Source organism: Streptococcus parasanguinis CC87K (assembly GCF_000507765.1).
Taxonomy (GTDB): Bacteria; Bacillota; Bacilli; order Lactobacillales; family Streptococcaceae; genus Streptococcus; species Streptococcus parasanguinis_J.
Map to the genome: position 1 here is coordinate 791713 of NZ_KI669401.1, position 15384 is coordinate 807096.

Below are 15384 nucleotides of genomic sequence, written 5' to 3' on the forward strand. Positions count from 1 at the left end.
TATGATGGTAGAGTATGTTTAGGTGCCAGCAACCCTGCTCGAGCACCTCCGTGCTAAAAGGAGAACGAATATGAAAATCGCATGGAATGAAATTAAATACCAACCCAAGAAGTTTATCCTGATTGAACTCCTCATTACCATCCTCATGTTTATGGTGGTGTTCTTGTCCGGTCTGACAAATGGACTGGGGCGTTCAGTATCGGCCCAAATCGATAACTATGGGGCCCTGCACTACATCCTTTCGACGGATTCAGAAGGGATTATCCCCTTTTCAACTATTACGGCGAAAGATTTAGATGAGATTAACAAGATAGAAGGGATGGACTATTCTGGCTTGTCGATCCAGCGGGCAACCGTCTCAAAATCAGAGGATTCCAACACCCTGGATATCACCTATTTCGCGACCGATCATAACGAAAAAGAGATCCTCAATCCAATCATGGAAGATACTGACATCAAGATCTCCGACTTAAAGAAAAACGAGATCATTCTGGACCATTCTTTCAAAGAGGATGAGGGAATCCAAATCGGCGATCAAGTGATCGACAAAACCTCTAAGCAAAAGCTCAAGGTCGTGGCCTTTGCGAAAAATGCCAAATATGGCTATAGTGAGATTGGCTTTATCAGCTCGGAGACCTACACAGGCATGCGGCAAAAAACAGATCCAAGCTATCAATGGCAAGCCCAAACCCTTGTGACCAAGAAGAGCATCACTTCTAACGATCTAACCAGCAACTTGATGGTAGCGGATAAGAAGCAAGTGATCGATAAAATCCCTGGCTACAAGGCTCAAAACCTGACGCTACGGATGATCACGTGGGTGCTACTACTCGCTTCTTCTGCTATCCTTGGGGTCTTCTTCTACATCCTGACCTTGCAAAAGTTGAAACAGTTCGGCGTCCTAAAGGCCATTGGCATGTCCATGAGCCAGATCACCTATGTCCAACTATCCCAGCTCACCATCATCTCCCTCATCGGAGTACTGCTGGGGCTTGGCCTGGCAACTATAATGGCGCCATTTTTACCTAATAGCGTCCCTTCCTTTATGACCCTGAAAGACAACCTCACCATCTCGGTTAGCTTTATCCTGACCTCTATTTTGTGTGGTGCCTTGTCCCTTGTCAAAATCAAAAAAGTAGATCCAATCGAAGTCATTGGTGGAAATGGAGAATAAGATGGCCATTATTGCATTAGAAAATATCAGAAAATCCTACGCCGATGGCAGCCAGATGCACCATGTCCTCAACCAGCTGAATTTAAGCGTCGAACCCAACGAATTTGTCGCCATCTTGGGCCCTTCAGGATCAGGTAAATCCACGCTTTTGGCAATCGCTGGCTTACTTTTATCAGCGGATGAGGGGCGGATTTCTATCGCTGGCCAAGACTTGACCGGCCTCAACCAAGGCCAGTGGACGCAAAAACGCCTGGAATTGCTTGGCTTCATCTTTCAAGATCACCAGCTCCTCTCCTATATGAAAATCGGCGATCAGTTAGAACTGGTGGCCAAATTGAAGGGGGAAAAGGACAAGAAAAAACGTCAAGAGGAAGTCAAAGCCTTGTTGGCAGATCTGGGTATTGAAGCTTGTTACCACCAATACCCGAATCAGATGTCCGGTGGGCAAAAACAACGGGCAGCCATCGCGCGGGCCTTCATCGGAAATCCACAGGTCATTTTAGCCGATGAACCAACCGCTAGCCTAGACCCAGATCGAGGGCAAGAAATCGCCCAGTTGATCCGGAAAGAAGTCAAATCCAAAAACAAGAGTGCCATCATGGTCACCCATGACCGCTCCATCCTGACCTATGTGGATACCATTTATGAATTAAAACACGGCCAATTGCTAAAGGTAGAACAGCTTGATTAAATACAAAAAGAGGCTGGGACAAAAGTCCTAGCCTCTCAATTGTCTTTGCATTGTCGAGCAAGACGCAGTGGTTGAGTGGGCTCTACTACGCTGATTTCATCAGCTTTTATAGCCCTACTCAACTGTGCGGAGGTGGGACGACGAAATCGAATTCTAACGAATTACCGATTTCTGTCCCACTCTCTATTTTTTTATTCTTGAGGATCTTTGGGCAGTTCCATACGGAAGCGTAAGCCCATAGCCGTTTTATCAAATTGGTAGGCCAGTTCTTCATGGTCCAGCAAGTGTTGGACCACAAAGAGTCCCAAGCCACCTTCCTTCTTCTGGCGGCTAGCGGTCATTGGCATCTCAGCGGTCTCTACCATTTCTTGACTGGTATTTTCAACAGCCAAGTGCGTCCCTTCTTCTTCGAGACGGAGCTGGATCTCTCCACCGGCATCCGAATGCTTGACGGCATTACTAATGACATTTGAGAGGACCAATTTCAGAATGGCTGGGTCCATATAAACTGCTTTGTCAGGGATTTGATTGTCAATCGTGAGCGCGCGGGATTGAGCCAAGACCTTGTACTGGTCGAGAATCTGCTCTACGACCTGATCCAGCTGGATCCACTCCTTGTCTCCGGCCAATTCTTGGACAGAGGACAGGGAGAGGATTTCCAGGACGATCTGGTTCATCTCATCGACGATATCGAGGGAGACCGCCAGGTAGCGGTCCCGGTCCTTGTAGCGGCCGATCTTATCCCGCATATTTTCTAGGATAATCTTCAAGCTGGCTAGAGGCGTCTTGAGCTCATGCGAAGCCCCACGTAGAAATTCCACCTTCATCTGCTCCAACTTCAGATTTTCCTGTTTCTGCTGCTCTAGATTATCGATCACCTCTAAAAGATGGTGATAGAGGTCGTTGATCTGTTGCTTGAGAACGCCGATCTCATCCTGCGAATGGATGGGGAGACTGGCTGTCCGATCCAGCCGTTTCATCCGCTTGGTCATCTGCTTGATTTCAAGGATCGGAGCAGAAATTATGCGGGCATAGAGGTAGGAGGCAATCAGTGACAGAACAAAGGAAGCAAGGAGACTATAGGGAAGAAAGCCCAGACTGATGTCCCGCGCTTCCTTTTGGGAATCGACGGTCGCTAAGAATTGCAAGGTCAAGTCCTTCCCTTCCTTGGTCTGAATCTTTCGCTCTTCAATAACCAGCGAATTGTTCTGGCTATCAGGGTTCACGAGCAGGTCATCCTTAACCTCTAGGGCATTTTGTTTTTCCTTGCCCTTGATCGAGACCTTGATATCATTGGTCTTGGAATAAAGGTCGATGACCGACTCAATGGTCCCTTCTTCCTGGCCCTGGAAACTCTTAGCCAGGGCTTGCGATTTCTTCAAAATCGTCTGGCGCTGGGACTCGATATAGGTCGATGGAAAAATAAAGTAAACCGAAGCATGGAGAAGGATAACTAAGCTACTAAAAAGGGCAAAGGTGATCAGAAAGATTTTGGCAAAGATACTCCGTTTGGTCATGGTCTCTCCAATTTATAGCCGACATTGCGTACCGTAACGATACAGTCCAGCTCCAGTTTTTTTCGTAGTTCCTTGATATAGACATCGATCACCCGGTCAAATGGAATCTCCTCCGTCTCCTTCCAGACGGCATCGAGGATCTGAGAGCGGGTCCGGGCCTTGCCCTCATGCTGGAGCAAGTATTCCAAGATTTCCAACTCCTTGGCATTCATGGAAATGGCTTGGCCTGCTATGCTGGCTGTGTATCTCTCAAAATCCACCCGTGCCTCTCCATAGGTGAAGACCCGGGAAGGTTGAAGCTTTTTAAAAATAGCTTCGATACGGACCTTCAAGAGGGACAAGGAGAAGGGTTTTTCCAGATAGCCATCTGCCAACTCTCCAAAGGCTGTCAACTTATAGTCCTCGTCATGGAAGGCCGTTAGCATGAGGACAGGGACTGAGCTGGTCTTGCGGATGACCTTGAGGACTTCCAAGCCATTGAGGATAGGAAGCTGGATATCCAGCAAGACTAGGTCCGGCGCTTCTCTGTGAAAGAGGTCCAGGGCCTCCTGCCCATCGCCTGCTTCAAAGACTTCATAGCCACATTCCATGAGATAGTCGCTCATCCCTTCTCGAATCAGGACTTCATCTTCTACGATTAGTATCTTCATACACTTTCCTTTTTATCTAAGAAACTTCTACCTCCTATTATACCCTATTTCTATTTTAGGAAACAATCTCTTATTCGACATCCACCAAAAGTTCCTTTGGTTTCTTATGCAAGAGCCATTGTGAAGAAAGGATGGATACGAGAATCAAGAGGAGGCCACCAACCAAGACAACCACCAGCAGTTGGCTCGGTTGGATGTCCATATGGAGGTCTGTCAGGGTCTTACTGAAGCTTTCTGCCTCAGCTCCACCACCAAGGTTGGCTGCAGAGGATTCTTGAGCCATTTGTTTGGCAATGCCACTGGTTACGTTCTTAAGCACCGTATCTCCCACTCCTTTGGCAAGAAGTCCTGCGACTCCATAGGAGAGGAGGAAGGCTGGGATGGAGATCATGACTAATTCTGCCACGAATTGTCCCGCAATCTGTACCTTAGAAAGTCCTAGAGCCAATAAGATTCCCACTTCTCTGCGACGGGCATTGAGCCACAAGACGAGGAGAAGGGTGAGAAGCAAGCTAGCAAAGATAAGGCTACCGATAAACAAGTAGTCCGCCACTTGGAACATGCTGCTGATGGATTTTTGCAAGGCTGGGTAGTTGGAAGAGCTCTTAACCAGGTCATAGAGGTTCCAGTCAATATCGAGTGCTTTGATTTTTTCGATCAAGGCATCCAGGTCCTGATCCCCTTTGGCAAAGAAGGTTGCATCCTCATAGGTAGCTGTTTGGACAGTATTGCCATAGAGTTTAGCAGCTGTATCCAGGTCAGAAATGAGGGTATCTTCATACAATTCTTGTGCGTAAGTTAGAGGAGCTTGGTTCTTCCCTGAGAACAAGCCCTTGATGGTCACTTCGACAGTTTCATTGGCCCCTTTTTCATTGTCAGCATCGTAGAGATTGGACTTGAGACGCACCTTATCGCCCACCTTAAGCCCATTCTTTTTCGCCAAATCTTCGTGCATGAGGATTTGGTTTTTGTCCTTATCCGTCAGATGCTCCCCTTGGACCAGTTTGTAAGCCCCAGAGACAAATTTATCTTCTTTTGAAGAGTCATTGACCCCCGTCACCATCAGGGTGTTTTTAAAGTATTTGGCCCGCTCTGGAGATTGATTTTGCAGGGTTTCTTCAGTCTCAATGATCTCGTGGTCTAGGATATCCGCGATGGCATTGATCCGCTTGATGGAGGAGGTGATTCCCTCTACCTGGCTGATTTTTTCGATATCTTCTCCTCTGAGATTCCCAGCTCCCCGAGGGGTTCCTGGATTGGTCCTGCGGTTGATCTGCATGGAGAAGCTATTGGTAATGGATCCCAGGCTTTCCGATGAAGCTTTTTGGGTCGCTCCCTTCATGGAGAGTCCGATCAGGCTCAAGGTCCCCATGAGGAGAATGATGGCAAAGAGCAAGAGAGACTTGGGCCATTTACGTGTGATATAAGCAAAAGCATTTCGCAACATAGCATTCCCTCCTTACTTGCTCTTCTCGACAAGGCTACGGCGACTCAATTCCAAGACCACATCGGAGGCCTCCGCCACTTCCTTACTGTGTGTGACGACGATGACACATTTTTGGCGTTCCTTGGCCAGTTTTTTTAAAATGGCAATGATGTCACCAGCTGTCTGTTCGTCAAGGTTTCCAGTCGGCTCATCTGCCAAGATGACAGGTGCTTCTGAAACGAGCGCACGCGCAATGGCCACCCGCTGTTGCTGCCCTCCAGATAGTTGCAGGACATTGCGTTTGATTTGCGTTTCGTCCAGCCCCAATTCCAAGAGAATGTCTTTCCCAGCTTGTTTGTTGACCAGGCGGACATTTTCCAGTGGTGTCAAATAATCAATCAAATTATAATTCTGAAAGACCAGGGAGACATGATGCTTGCGGTGGTAGCTAGACCCTTTGGTCTGGATGTCCTCCCCATCAAAGAGAACCTGCCCCTTCTTGGGATTGTCCAGACCAGCCAAGAGGGAGAGGAGGGTCGATTTCCCTGCTCCAGACTGACCGATAATGCTGTAAAATGTCCCATTTTTGAACTGATAGTTCACGTCTGAGAAGATCTCTTCTTGGTAACTTTGGTAGCTATAGGATACATGTTTGAGTTCTAACATAGGTGTTATTTCTCCTTAACTCATTTTTGTTAATATTTCTTTTGGACTCTTGCGCCAGATCAAGCTGGTGGTTGCACCGAGCGACAGAAGGATCAAGCACAAGAGGCTAGCATAGGCGATTCCTAAGGAAAGGCCTTGAGGGATTTGGTTGAGCAAGTCTAGGGTCTGCTGTTGACCGGTCTGTCCGACAAACTGCTCTAAGAAACGATGGCTGACCATCCGCCCGATGAGAAAGGCTGGGATCACTGCTAATAAGGATACCAGCACCACTTCCAAGAGGAACTGTCTAAAGATCCGGCCCTTGCTCTTCCCAATGGATAAGAGGACGCCGATTTCGTGGATCCGCTCCCGTGTCCAGAGACTGAGTAAGAGCGATAGGGCACCGGCTCCTGTCACTAGGAGGACGATCATCATGATCCGTACCAGGCCTTCTAGGGTCTGAGAGGATTCCTTCATCTGGTCAAAGGCCTTGCGATCTTCGACCACGCGCAGAGACTGCCAATCCAGATCCAAGCTTTTGACTTGCTTCAAGAGGGCATCGATTTTCTCAGGATCTTTGACCCCAAAGGTGACCTGGGTCACTTCTTGCTGACTGAGTCCTAGAAGTTTAGTCGCATCCTCATAAGGGAGGTAGACTTGGTTTTCACTCAGATCAGAGGTCATTCCTGTGAATTTTTCCTGTTTCTTACCTGAAAAGATGCCAACGATTTTAAAGGTATGCTCTTTGGCTGGAGTCTCTCCCATCTGAAAGCTGGATAAGGTCAAGGAATCTCCGACCTTTAGCTTGTTCTTCTTAGCCAACTCTTGGTGGATCAAGATCTGCCCGCGAGCCTTGTCGGATAAGTGCTTGCCTTGCACCAGTTGAAAACTGCCACTGCGGAAATCTAGGTGCTGGTCTGTCTTCTGGGTAAAAACAGCGCCTAGCGCTTGCTTAGCTTCCTGACCCAAATCATCCCGCTCTACCGACTGCTGCCCAGTCACCGCTTCTTTACCAAGAATACGAACGGGACTTTCATATTGAGGAACCATGGCTCCCACCCCAGCTAGCTGCTGCACCTTTTTAGCCTCCTTCAGTGCAAAGGGAGTAGCCCCCTGCTTACTGGTCAGGGCAAAGCTGGTCCCAGCCGACTGTTTGATATGGTCCTCCAACCTTTCTCCCACTTGCATCAGTGAAAAACAGAAATACAAGCAAGAAAGGATCAAGAGGAGAATCAGAAAGAGGACCAGATTCCTCGTTCTTTTTCGAGAAATATAGGCGATTGCCTGTTGTAAGAGCATGATCTTACCCTCCATTTCAAAGCCCACGACAATGCAATGTGGACGCTTTCATCATTTGTTGCTTTCATTATAGAGGAGAAATGTGAAATGTTTATGAAATAGAAAAAGTTTCCTAAATTTTCTAGGAAACTATATTCGATTTAAATAATATTCCGTAAAACATACGCCCCACTTGCTTGACTTTATTTTTCAAAGACTCCTCCTTTTTGGATCCTTGAAAAGATCTGATCGGTCAGTCGAACATTCAAGAAGCTCCAAAGAGCAAAACCACCAAAGGTAAAGAGATAAATAGCTGTCAGTAACCGTTCCGGACTACTAAGACTGATATAAACTACTGCCAAATTGAAGAAGACAAGAAAGATGGTTTGAACAGGATTTAAGAGAGCAATGAGGAAACTATTCAGACAGACCTTTCTTGTAGGATCTTCAAAGAGGCCGATATAAGGGAAGATCAAGGTCATCCCTCCACATAGAAGGACGATAAAGGGAAGCAAGATCCAAATCCCATACTCACTTAAGAAGGCTGTATTTGAAAAAAGACAGTAATCCAAATAAAGAAGGGATGATAAGCCTAGACAAGTCAGCCAAATCACCGTTGCTTGCTTGAAATTAGCTCGAAAGAGACGGAAAAAATGAAAGACGAGATCCGTATCTTCTCCTTTCAACAAGCGGTGCCACATGGTTGCTAAAGCCGTAAGCGATGCACCGATCGTGAGAATCGGAAGGCAGCAAACGATAAACAAGGTGTTCAAGATAATGATGTCTGTCAACCGGGTCAAGGTCTTGACCAAGCGTCCATCCAATGAAAATAATTTTTGCATCTTCTTCTCCTTGTTCTTCATCCCAATTTCTGCTACTTCCTCTAGGGAAGCACTCAGGGGCTCTACGCCCCTGAGTTACTTACTTGAATCCATTTAGACCCCTGTTACTTCACTTCTTTTTGGTAACGATCATAGGCATCCTGTTGAATCTTCATAAAGTCATCAATGCCCATCTTCTTCAAGGTTGCTTTGTAATCATCCCATTCTTTTTCAATGCCCCCTTCTACTACCCATTTAGAAGCTTGTTGGGTAACATAGGAGTTGATATCTACATAAATAGAGGACAATTTGTTCAATTCTTCTTGAGAGTAGATGACATTTGGATATGCTGGCAAAGCGTATTGTTTCAATTCTTTGTCCATCTTCAATTTGAGGCCATCACCCTGTGTTTGGTCAATGTCGACATGACTATTGATATCATCTGACACATATTTTGGTCCAAAGTCACGAAGGGAATTGATCCAAGCCCATTCATCGGCAGATTTACCATCTTTTGGAGCCAAAACCTTGTACTTGTCACCATCTTTTTCAGTCGCAATACCAAAGGAGCCATAGAAGTTTTGAATGCTGGCATCATCCGTGTAAAATTTATCCAACCATTTGAGCAATTTTGCAGGGTCCTTGCACTTATTCGTGATCAGGATTTCATTGCGTCCATAGTTCAAATGATCCGGGTCAGAAATGACATATTGTTTACCATCAGGGCCTTTCAATGCTGGGAGAGGAGCATATTCGCTGGCATGTTGGCCAAAGGTTGCATCTGCTGTCCAACCACTTGACACACCGACACGCGCCACACCCTTGTCCATCCGTTTGGCAACAGACATGGAGGTATCTTCTGTAAAGAGTTCAGGGTCGATCAAGCCTTTCTTGTAGGCTTCATGCATCGCCGCTATCCCTTGTTTATAACTTTCTTCCGTCCGGAGGTAGACCGGTTTGCCATCTTTGACGGACATTTCATAGGTATTATCTCCACCCAGACGGTTGTTGAATGGCAAGATATAAGAGAAGGTCGGATCAAAGTTACCAGAGCCAAATGGAATTTCATCATTGACATCGCCGTTGCCATTGGCATCCTTGTCCTTGAAGGCTTGTAAAACAGTCACCAATTCATCATAGGTTTCCGGCATCTTCAAGCCAAGGTTGTCCAACCATTTCTTATTAATAAAGAGCTGGTTGCCGACGATTGGCCGCATTGGCAATTTCTTAGGCAGGCTGTAAATATGACCATCAGGGTTGGTCACCATGGCTTTTAATTTCGGTTCTTTTTCAAAGGCCTTGTTCAAATTTGGCATATTATCCTTGATCAAGTCTTCCAATGGAATGAACATATTTTGGTTCTGAGCGATTTCAGAATCCGTGAATGCATTGGATCCCAAGAAAGCGTCTGGTAAATCTCCACTGGCTACAAGGACAGATTTCTTATCAGACCAGTCTGCAGCCACCATGGTATCCCATTTGATCTTGATACCTGATTCCTTGGCTGAATCATCTAGAAAACCTTTGTGATAGTCTTCCCCCCAATCCGACCAACGAACGGTCGTGATCTTGAAGGTATTTCCATCATTCTTGTCATTGCTTGATTTATTTGTGGAAGCTCCACAAGCCGTCAAGCCAGCTAAAGCAGCTGCTCCAAGGAGCAGATAGGCAAATTTCCTGTTTTTCATGATCTTCTCCTATTCTTTCAAGGCCCCTATCATGACACCTTGATTAAAGTATTTTTGGACGAATGGATACAGCATCATAATCGGTGCTGTTGAGATAACGATGGCTGCATATTTCATCATATCAGCCTTGATACGGAGGTCAGAAGCTACCTCCCCTGTTGCTTGCGATTGCAACATTTGATTACTAATTAAGAGACGGCGCAGGATCAGTTGCAGGGGTTGAAGATTTTCATTTGTCAAATAAATCAGGGCATTGAACCAAGAATTCCAGATCCCTACTGCTGTCCAAAGTCCAATAACGGCAATAATAGCCTTGGACAAGGGGAGCACGATCTTTCTGAAGTAATAAATGGTTCCGCAACCATCGATCTGGGCGGCTTCCCACATCCCTTCTGGAATACTATTGTTAAAGAAAGTTCGAGCTACAACGATATTGTAAGGAGATACTGCAAACGGTACGACCATTACCCAGAAGGTGTCGACCAAGCCCAATTGTTTCACTGTCAAATAAATGGGAATCAAGCCCCCAGAGACAAACATGGGAACAATAAAGAAGACACTGACCCATTTCTTAGCAAAGAGGTCCTTTCGCGACAAGGCGTAACCAGCCGGGATATTAATGACCAGGGCAACGATGGTCCCTACAACCGTGTAGAGGATGGTATTGAGATAGCTCTTTAGAAACAAAGGCTGCTCAATCAAGCGTTGATAGCCATCTAGTCGCCATTCCCTCGGGATAAACCAAACCTTACCAGTTGCCACATCAGACGGATTACTGAAGGAGGCAATAATGACAAACCACAAAGGGTAGACAATCAACAGAATCAAGCAAATCGCTAGACCATAGATAAAAATATCAAAGAGGATTTCTGACTTGGTTTTTCTCGCATGTTGAAACAATTTCACAATTTCTCCTCCTTTCTAGAACAATCCTGTCTTGGTATAGCGTTTCGCAAACCAGTTGACCGACAGTAAGATGATCAAGTTGACCAAGGTATTAAAGAGACCGATCGCTGTTGAATAACTATATTGGAAATTAATCATCCCCACTTTGTAGACATAGGTCGAAATGATTTCACTTCCTGCCAGATTGAGTGGATTTTGCAAGAGCAAGACCTTTTCAAAACCAACACTGAGTAGGCTTCCTGCTCTGAGAATCAAGAGAATCATCGTCGTTGGTAACAGTAAGGGTAAGTCAATATGACGGATTTTTTGCAATCGACTCGCCCCGTCCATGGTCGCTGCCTCATAAAAGGTCGGATCAATGGCCGATAGAGCGGCTAGATAGATGATACTATCCCAACCGATATGTTGCCAGACATCGCTCCAGACATAGACACCTGCAAAGCTACCCGGTTTGGATAAGAGAGCAGGCATCTTTAAGCCGACCAATTTGAGGACATTGGCTAACAGTCCACTACTTGGAGAGAGAAAAAGAATAATCATCCCACACATGACCATGGTCGAGATAAAATGAGGCAAATAAGTCGTTACTTGAAAGATTTTTTTGAACTTGCCCACACGAATCTGGTTGCAAATAATGGCTAGAACAATCGGCAAGGGAAAACCAACCAGAATACTGTAAATAGAAATTTTCAAGGTATTCTTCATGGTTGTCGCAAATTGGAAGGATGAGAAGAACTGGTTAAAATACTTGAGACCAGCCCAAGGACTTCCAAATATCCCAGTAGCGGGAGAGTAATCTTTAAAAGCGATGACTAGACCCGCCATAGGGATATAGGCAAATAAAATCAATAAAATAATCGATGGCAGGAGCAGCACATATAAAGGAATATTTTTCTTAAATTTGCTCTGCTTCGCATTTACTTCGCTTTTCATAAGGCCCTCCTTTTCTTTCTCCTCTATTTTATAGGAATCCTTTCCATCTTTATAGAACTTTTTCGTGCATCTTCATCCACTTTTCCGTTTTCTCCACACAAAAACATGCACTTTCCCGATTTTTTTTACTTTACTATCGGTTTTGTTCATGAATCCGTTTTCAAATAGTGCTATAATATATGTGAGGTGCTCATTATGAAAGCTATTCACAGAAGTACACGAGATCACTCGATTCAATTTTTTTCGCGCCTACTCTTTCTCCTCTTAGTCGTCAATACCTTGATCAACCTTTTGATAGGTGGGATTAGCCGAAATTTTATTAAACACCAAAACATGCTCCATTTAGAGGACTCGATTCATATCTATGCGGATTCCTTAAATACAGAGCTTCACTCCGTTGAGCGTTTTATGTACAGTACCATTAGTCACAACGACTATTTGACAGAGCTCAATACCCCGCTTGATTTCACAGATTTTCATGAAAATCTAAAAAAATTGCGGATCGATTTCACTGAGTTTCAGTACCAGATGGATAGCCCCATTACCTTTTTCATAGAGACAAGAGATATCCCCCATTTTTTTAATGCTTCCAGTCTTCAAGTGCCCTACCTGGACTATGTACAATTGAAAGATCATCTTAAAACCTATGACAAAGAAACAGACAAGACCAATCAAAAATGGCAACGAATCAGCTTGAACCAGCATGATTATCTCTTAAAATCCCTCCATTACAAGGGCAAGGCTATCTATGCCATCATTTCTACCCAGGATATTTTAAGACCCTTGCAAAAGCTCAATATCGGGAAAAAAGGGCGCTTATCCATCGATCGCCCCAACCAGATCCATGCTACAGATTCTGTCATTCAAGCCGATAGCAATCAAACCCACCTGCCTTTTGATCTTTATGTGACAGTCGATTACGGAGACGTTTTCCGTACAAATATCGTACTTGAAACCCTTCTCTCTTTGGTCCCTTTGATCATCGCCGTTCTCTCTACCATTCTGATCCTTTATATTCGTCAACGGATGATCCAACCGATGAAACGACTCACCCAGCGTCTTTCTCAGCTAGATGCTGCTTCTACCAAGCTAGATGTGATCGAAGACCAAGGAATCTTAGAGATCGACCAGGCCAATCACAAACTCAATCAGGTCCTGATCCATATGAAAGACCTTCAAATTCGAGCCTACCACGCGCAACTCAATCTCAAAAAAGTCGAACTCAATTACCTCAAAAATCAAGTCCGACCCCATTTTTACCTCAACATGCTCTCCATGATTCACAGCATGCTCCAAACTAAGGACTATAAGGAAATCGAGGAGTTGACCAAGGTGACTTCCAACTACTTGCGCCACCTCTTTCAAGCCAATCAAGATTTCAATCGCTTAGCAGATGAAATCCAACATATCCGAAATTACCTAGAAATCCAGAAAATCCGCTATGGGGACAGCATCCACTTTGACCTGGACTGGGATCCTGGTCTGAAAGATGCGGCTATTCCCCCTCTGCTGTTACAAACCTTTGTGGAAAATGCCATCAAACACGGCTTTTCTTTCCAAGATTCCTTCCACATCCAGCTTTCTATTCATGAAGAAGCAAACCAACACCTTGCCATTTGCCTTCAGGATAATGGTCCTGGTTTTAGCTCCGCTATCTTACAAGATCTAGCAGAGAAAAAATCCTTAGTCACAGAAGATGGCCACCACATTGGTTTGACCAATGCACGGGAACGACTAGATCTCCTCTATCCAGACCACTACGTGCTTCAATTTTCAAATGGAACCCAAGGAGGGGCCCGCATCCAACTGAGCCTTCCTTATGAACCCTACAAAGGAGACACACATGAATATCCTACTCGTTGACGATGATCGTTTTATCATTAAAGCCCTACAGGAAACCATCCATTGGGAAGCCTTGGGCATTGAGCAGGTATATACTGCCTCCAGTCTGAGCCAAGCCCAAGCCATCATTCAAAGTCACCCAATCGCCCTCATGATCAGTGATATCGAGATGCCACAAGGCAGTGGGTTAGATCTCCTAGCCTGGGTCCGGTCAGAAAAATATGACATTCAAACGATCTTCCTCACCAATTATGCTGATTTCAATTATGCCCAAAAAGCCATTGAACTCCAAAGTTTTGAATACTACCTCAAACCGATTGACCCCGACCGCTTAGAATTTATCATTCAAAAAGCCCTCAATAAAATCAAGCGCCACAAGAGTGCGGCCCAATTAGCACAGCAAGGACAAAAAGAAGCTGAATTTTGGCATGACTACTTGCGAAAACCGCGTCCATCTCAAGCAGAACAGCTCCTTCAAGAAGTAACAAAACGAGGCTATAACCCCAAACCACATGAAGACTACCTCTTAGTCCTCATCACTCTCCACTTAGTTGAAGAAGACTTTCACCCCAGCGTCCCTTCTTGGCGCTTGCAGCTCCGCCATTGTATCAAGGATCTCTCCCTGGATTACCCTGTCCACTACTGCGCCCTCAGTAAAATCGAAAGCCAGACCGATCGCTACCTCTGCCTCTTCAAAAAGAATCAGACTACAGAGTGTGCAGACTTCCTAAAGGCTATCCAGCAGAAGATCCAGCAAGACTTAGACCGATCCTCTATCCTTCTCTATTCAGACGCTATTCCCCTTGAGACGCTCTTGATGAAGGCTCTTCAACTCTGCCAATACAGTGAAGAACAAGTCTTCCATTGGAACAGTATCCACTCCTATACTTCTTTGGATGCACAACCTCAAAAGCCCGCTCATCGGACATCGCTCACTTTTACAAATCAGCTAGAGACGGAACAGCTCCTCCAAATCATCCATAGCTTAGAGAATCAAGATCGCATCCCGCTCTCAGCTCTGAGTGAACTCCAGCTAGACTGGACCCAGCAAATTGGGATTTATCTGGACAAGAACGGCATTCTCGCCCACAAGTTATTTCAAAACAAACACCATCAATTTCTCTTCGAACGACGTTTTCATGCCATCGAAGCTTTTGAAGCCTATATTGGGGATTACTGGAGCTCTGCTCGCCATTATGTGATCGATCTAGAACACCAATCCAATCTCATCCAGCGGATCACTGACTACATCGATCACCATTACAAGGAGGATATCAGTCGCACCAAGCTGGCAGAAATGGTTTTTCTTAGTCCAGATCATCTAGCGCGTGTGTTTAAGCGCGACACCGGCGAAACCTTGGTGAAATACATCACCGATAAACGGATGGCCGCCGCAAAAGAGATGCTATCGCAAAGCGATACCCCCATTTACCAAGTCGCCCTCCAGGTGGGCTATGACAACTACTCCTACTTTACAAAGGCTTTTAAACAAAAGGTCGGCCTCTCCCCAGGAGATTACCGCAAACAATGCCAAGAAGCCTTTTAAAACAAGAAAAAACCTTTGAAAAAGGATTTCTTTTCAAAGGTTTTATTTTCTTTTCTTTCTGATTTCTTTTTCAATGGCACTAGCAATCTTCTCCACCATATAGGCCGTCTGGAGATTGCGCAAGATCAAGAGGGCCCAAAAGCATGCAAAGAGCATTTGACCCGCCATGGTCGCTTCATTGAAAAAGTATGTCTCCATAGCAGTAAAGACTGCTATCACTGCAAATTGTTTTCTATTCATAAAATTATTTTACCATGATTCAGTAAA

14 protein-coding genes are annotated in these 15384 nt (G+C 45.2%); 4 read left to right on the forward strand and 10 right to left on the reverse strand.

The genetic code is table 11. The features are described from left to right. Positions 1-70: 70 nt before the first annotated feature. A complete protein-coding gene (locus HMPREF1195_RS03910; RefSeq protein ID WP_023918461.1) occupies positions 71-1174 on the forward strand; it encodes an ABC transporter permease in 1104 nt (367 codons plus the stop codon). A 1-nt stretch (position 1175) separates the two neighbouring features. After that, positions 1176-1865, forward strand: coding sequence for an ABC transporter ATP-binding protein (locus tag HMPREF1195_RS03915; protein WP_023918463.1), 690 nt, complete (start codon positions 1176-1178; stop codon positions 1863-1865). 191 nt (positions 1866-2056) lie between these two features. Here the strand turns inward: HMPREF1195_RS03915 and HMPREF1195_RS03920 are convergent, their stop codons facing one another. The 9 genes from HMPREF1195_RS03920 to HMPREF1195_RS03960 form a co-directional block, all read right to left on the reverse strand. Next, positions 2057-3382: a sensor histidine kinase gene (locus HMPREF1195_RS03920; protein ID WP_023918465.1), complete on the reverse strand. Its 1326-nt coding sequence runs from the start codon at positions 3380-3382 to the stop codon at positions 2057-2059. Next, positions 3379-4032, reverse strand: a complete 654-nt coding sequence (locus HMPREF1195_RS03925) for a response regulator transcription factor (protein WP_023918467.1) — start codon at positions 4030-4032, stop codon at positions 3379-3381. The genes HMPREF1195_RS03920 and HMPREF1195_RS03925 overlap by 4 nt, the downstream gene beginning before the upstream one ends. A gap of 70 nt (positions 4033-4102) precedes the next feature. After that, entirely contained in the window at positions 4103-5479 is a 1377-nt protein-coding gene (locus tag HMPREF1195_RS03930) for an ABC transporter permease (protein ID WP_023918469.1), read from the reverse strand. Positions 5480-5491: 12 nt separating this feature from the next. Continuing rightward, positions 5492-6124, reverse strand: coding sequence for an ABC transporter ATP-binding protein (locus tag HMPREF1195_RS03935; RefSeq protein WP_021153487.1), 633 nt, complete (start codon positions 6122-6124; stop codon positions 5492-5494). A 15-nt stretch (positions 6125-6139) separates the two neighbouring features. Continuing rightward, the gene (locus HMPREF1195_RS03940; protein ID WP_023918471.1) at positions 6140-7402 is read right to left on the reverse strand and encodes an ABC transporter permease; all 1263 of its coding nucleotides are present in this window, start codon (positions 7400-7402) and stop codon (positions 6140-6142) included. Between the two features lie 182 nt (positions 7403-7584). Continuing rightward, a complete protein-coding gene (locus tag HMPREF1195_RS03945) occupies positions 7585-8223 on the reverse strand; it encodes a YesL family protein (protein WP_023918473.1) in 639 nt (212 codons plus the stop codon). A gap of 104 nt (positions 8224-8327) precedes the next feature. Further along, complete coding sequence (locus HMPREF1195_RS03950; RefSeq protein ID WP_023918475.1) at positions 8328-9890, reverse strand: type 2 periplasmic-binding domain-containing protein; 1563 nt, start codon at positions 9888-9890, stop codon at positions 8328-8330. A gap of 9 nt (positions 9891-9899) precedes the next feature. Continuing rightward, positions 9900-10796, reverse strand: a complete 897-nt coding sequence (locus tag HMPREF1195_RS03955; protein ID WP_023918477.1) for a carbohydrate ABC transporter permease — start codon at positions 10794-10796, stop codon at positions 9900-9902. A gap of 15 nt (positions 10797-10811) precedes the next feature. Next, a complete protein-coding gene (locus tag HMPREF1195_RS03960) occupies positions 10812-11729 on the reverse strand; it encodes an ABC transporter permease (RefSeq protein ID WP_023918479.1) in 918 nt (305 codons plus the stop codon). 195 nt (positions 11730-11924) lie between these two features. On the opposite strand from HMPREF1195_RS03960, the gene HMPREF1195_RS03965 reads away from it, so the two are divergent. Then, a complete protein-coding gene (locus tag HMPREF1195_RS03965) occupies positions 11925-13592 on the forward strand; it encodes a sensor histidine kinase (protein ID WP_023918481.1) in 1668 nt (555 codons plus the stop codon). Beyond that, a complete protein-coding gene (locus HMPREF1195_RS03970) occupies positions 13573-15117 on the forward strand; it encodes a helix-turn-helix domain-containing protein (RefSeq protein WP_023918482.1) in 1545 nt (514 codons plus the stop codon). Before HMPREF1195_RS03965 ends, HMPREF1195_RS03970 begins: the two co-directional genes overlap by 20 nt. A 42-nt stretch (positions 15118-15159) precedes the next feature. On the opposite strand, the gene HMPREF1195_RS03975 is transcribed toward HMPREF1195_RS03970, so the two are convergent. After that, positions 15160-15357: a DUF3272 family protein gene (locus tag HMPREF1195_RS03975; RefSeq protein WP_003002577.1), complete on the reverse strand. Its 198-nt coding sequence runs from the start codon at positions 15355-15357 to the stop codon at positions 15160-15162. Between the last annotated feature and the right edge of the window lie 27 nt (positions 15358-15384).

Coding starts and splice junctions, on each gene's coding strand:
- HMPREF1195_RS03910 (WP_023918461.1), top strand. CDS start 71: ATGAAAATCGCATGGAATGAAATTAAATACCAACCCAAGAAGTTTATC.
- HMPREF1195_RS03915 (WP_023918463.1), top strand. CDS start 1,176: ATGGCCATTATTGCATTAGAAAATATCAGAAAATCCTACGCCGATGGC.
- HMPREF1195_RS03920 (WP_023918465.1), bottom strand. CDS start 3,382: ATGACCAAACGGAGTATCTTTGCCAAAATCTTTCTGATCACCTTTGCC.
- HMPREF1195_RS03925 (WP_023918467.1), bottom strand. CDS start 4,032: ATGAAGATACTAATCGTAGAAGATGAAGTCCTGATTCGAGAAGGGATG.
- HMPREF1195_RS03930 (WP_023918469.1), bottom strand. CDS start 5,479: ATGTTGCGAAATGCTTTTGCTTATATCACACGTAAATGGCCCAAGTCT.
- HMPREF1195_RS03935 (WP_021153487.1), bottom strand. CDS start 6,124: ATGTTAGAACTCAAACATGTATCCTATAGCTACCAAAGTTACCAAGAA.
- HMPREF1195_RS03940 (WP_023918471.1), bottom strand. CDS start 7,402: ATGCTCTTACAACAGGCAATCGCCTATATTTCTCGAAAAAGAACGAGG.
- HMPREF1195_RS03945 (WP_023918473.1), bottom strand. CDS start 8,223: ATGCAAAAATTATTTTCATTGGATGGACGCTTGGTCAAGACCTTGACC.
- HMPREF1195_RS03950 (WP_023918475.1), bottom strand. CDS start 9,890: ATGAAAAACAGGAAATTTGCCTATCTGCTCCTTGGAGCAGCTGCTTTA.
- HMPREF1195_RS03960 (WP_023918479.1), bottom strand. CDS start 11,729: ATGAAAAGCGAAGTAAATGCGAAGCAGAGCAAATTTAAGAAAAATATT.
- HMPREF1195_RS03965 (WP_023918481.1), top strand. CDS start 11,925: ATGAAAGCTATTCACAGAAGTACACGAGATCACTCGATTCAATTTTTT.
- HMPREF1195_RS03970 (WP_023918482.1), top strand. CDS start 13,573: ATGAATATCCTACTCGTTGACGATGATCGTTTTATCATTAAAGCCCTA.
- HMPREF1195_RS03975 (WP_003002577.1), bottom strand. CDS start 15,357: ATGAATAGAAAACAATTTGCAGTGATAGCAGTCTTTACTGCTATGGAG.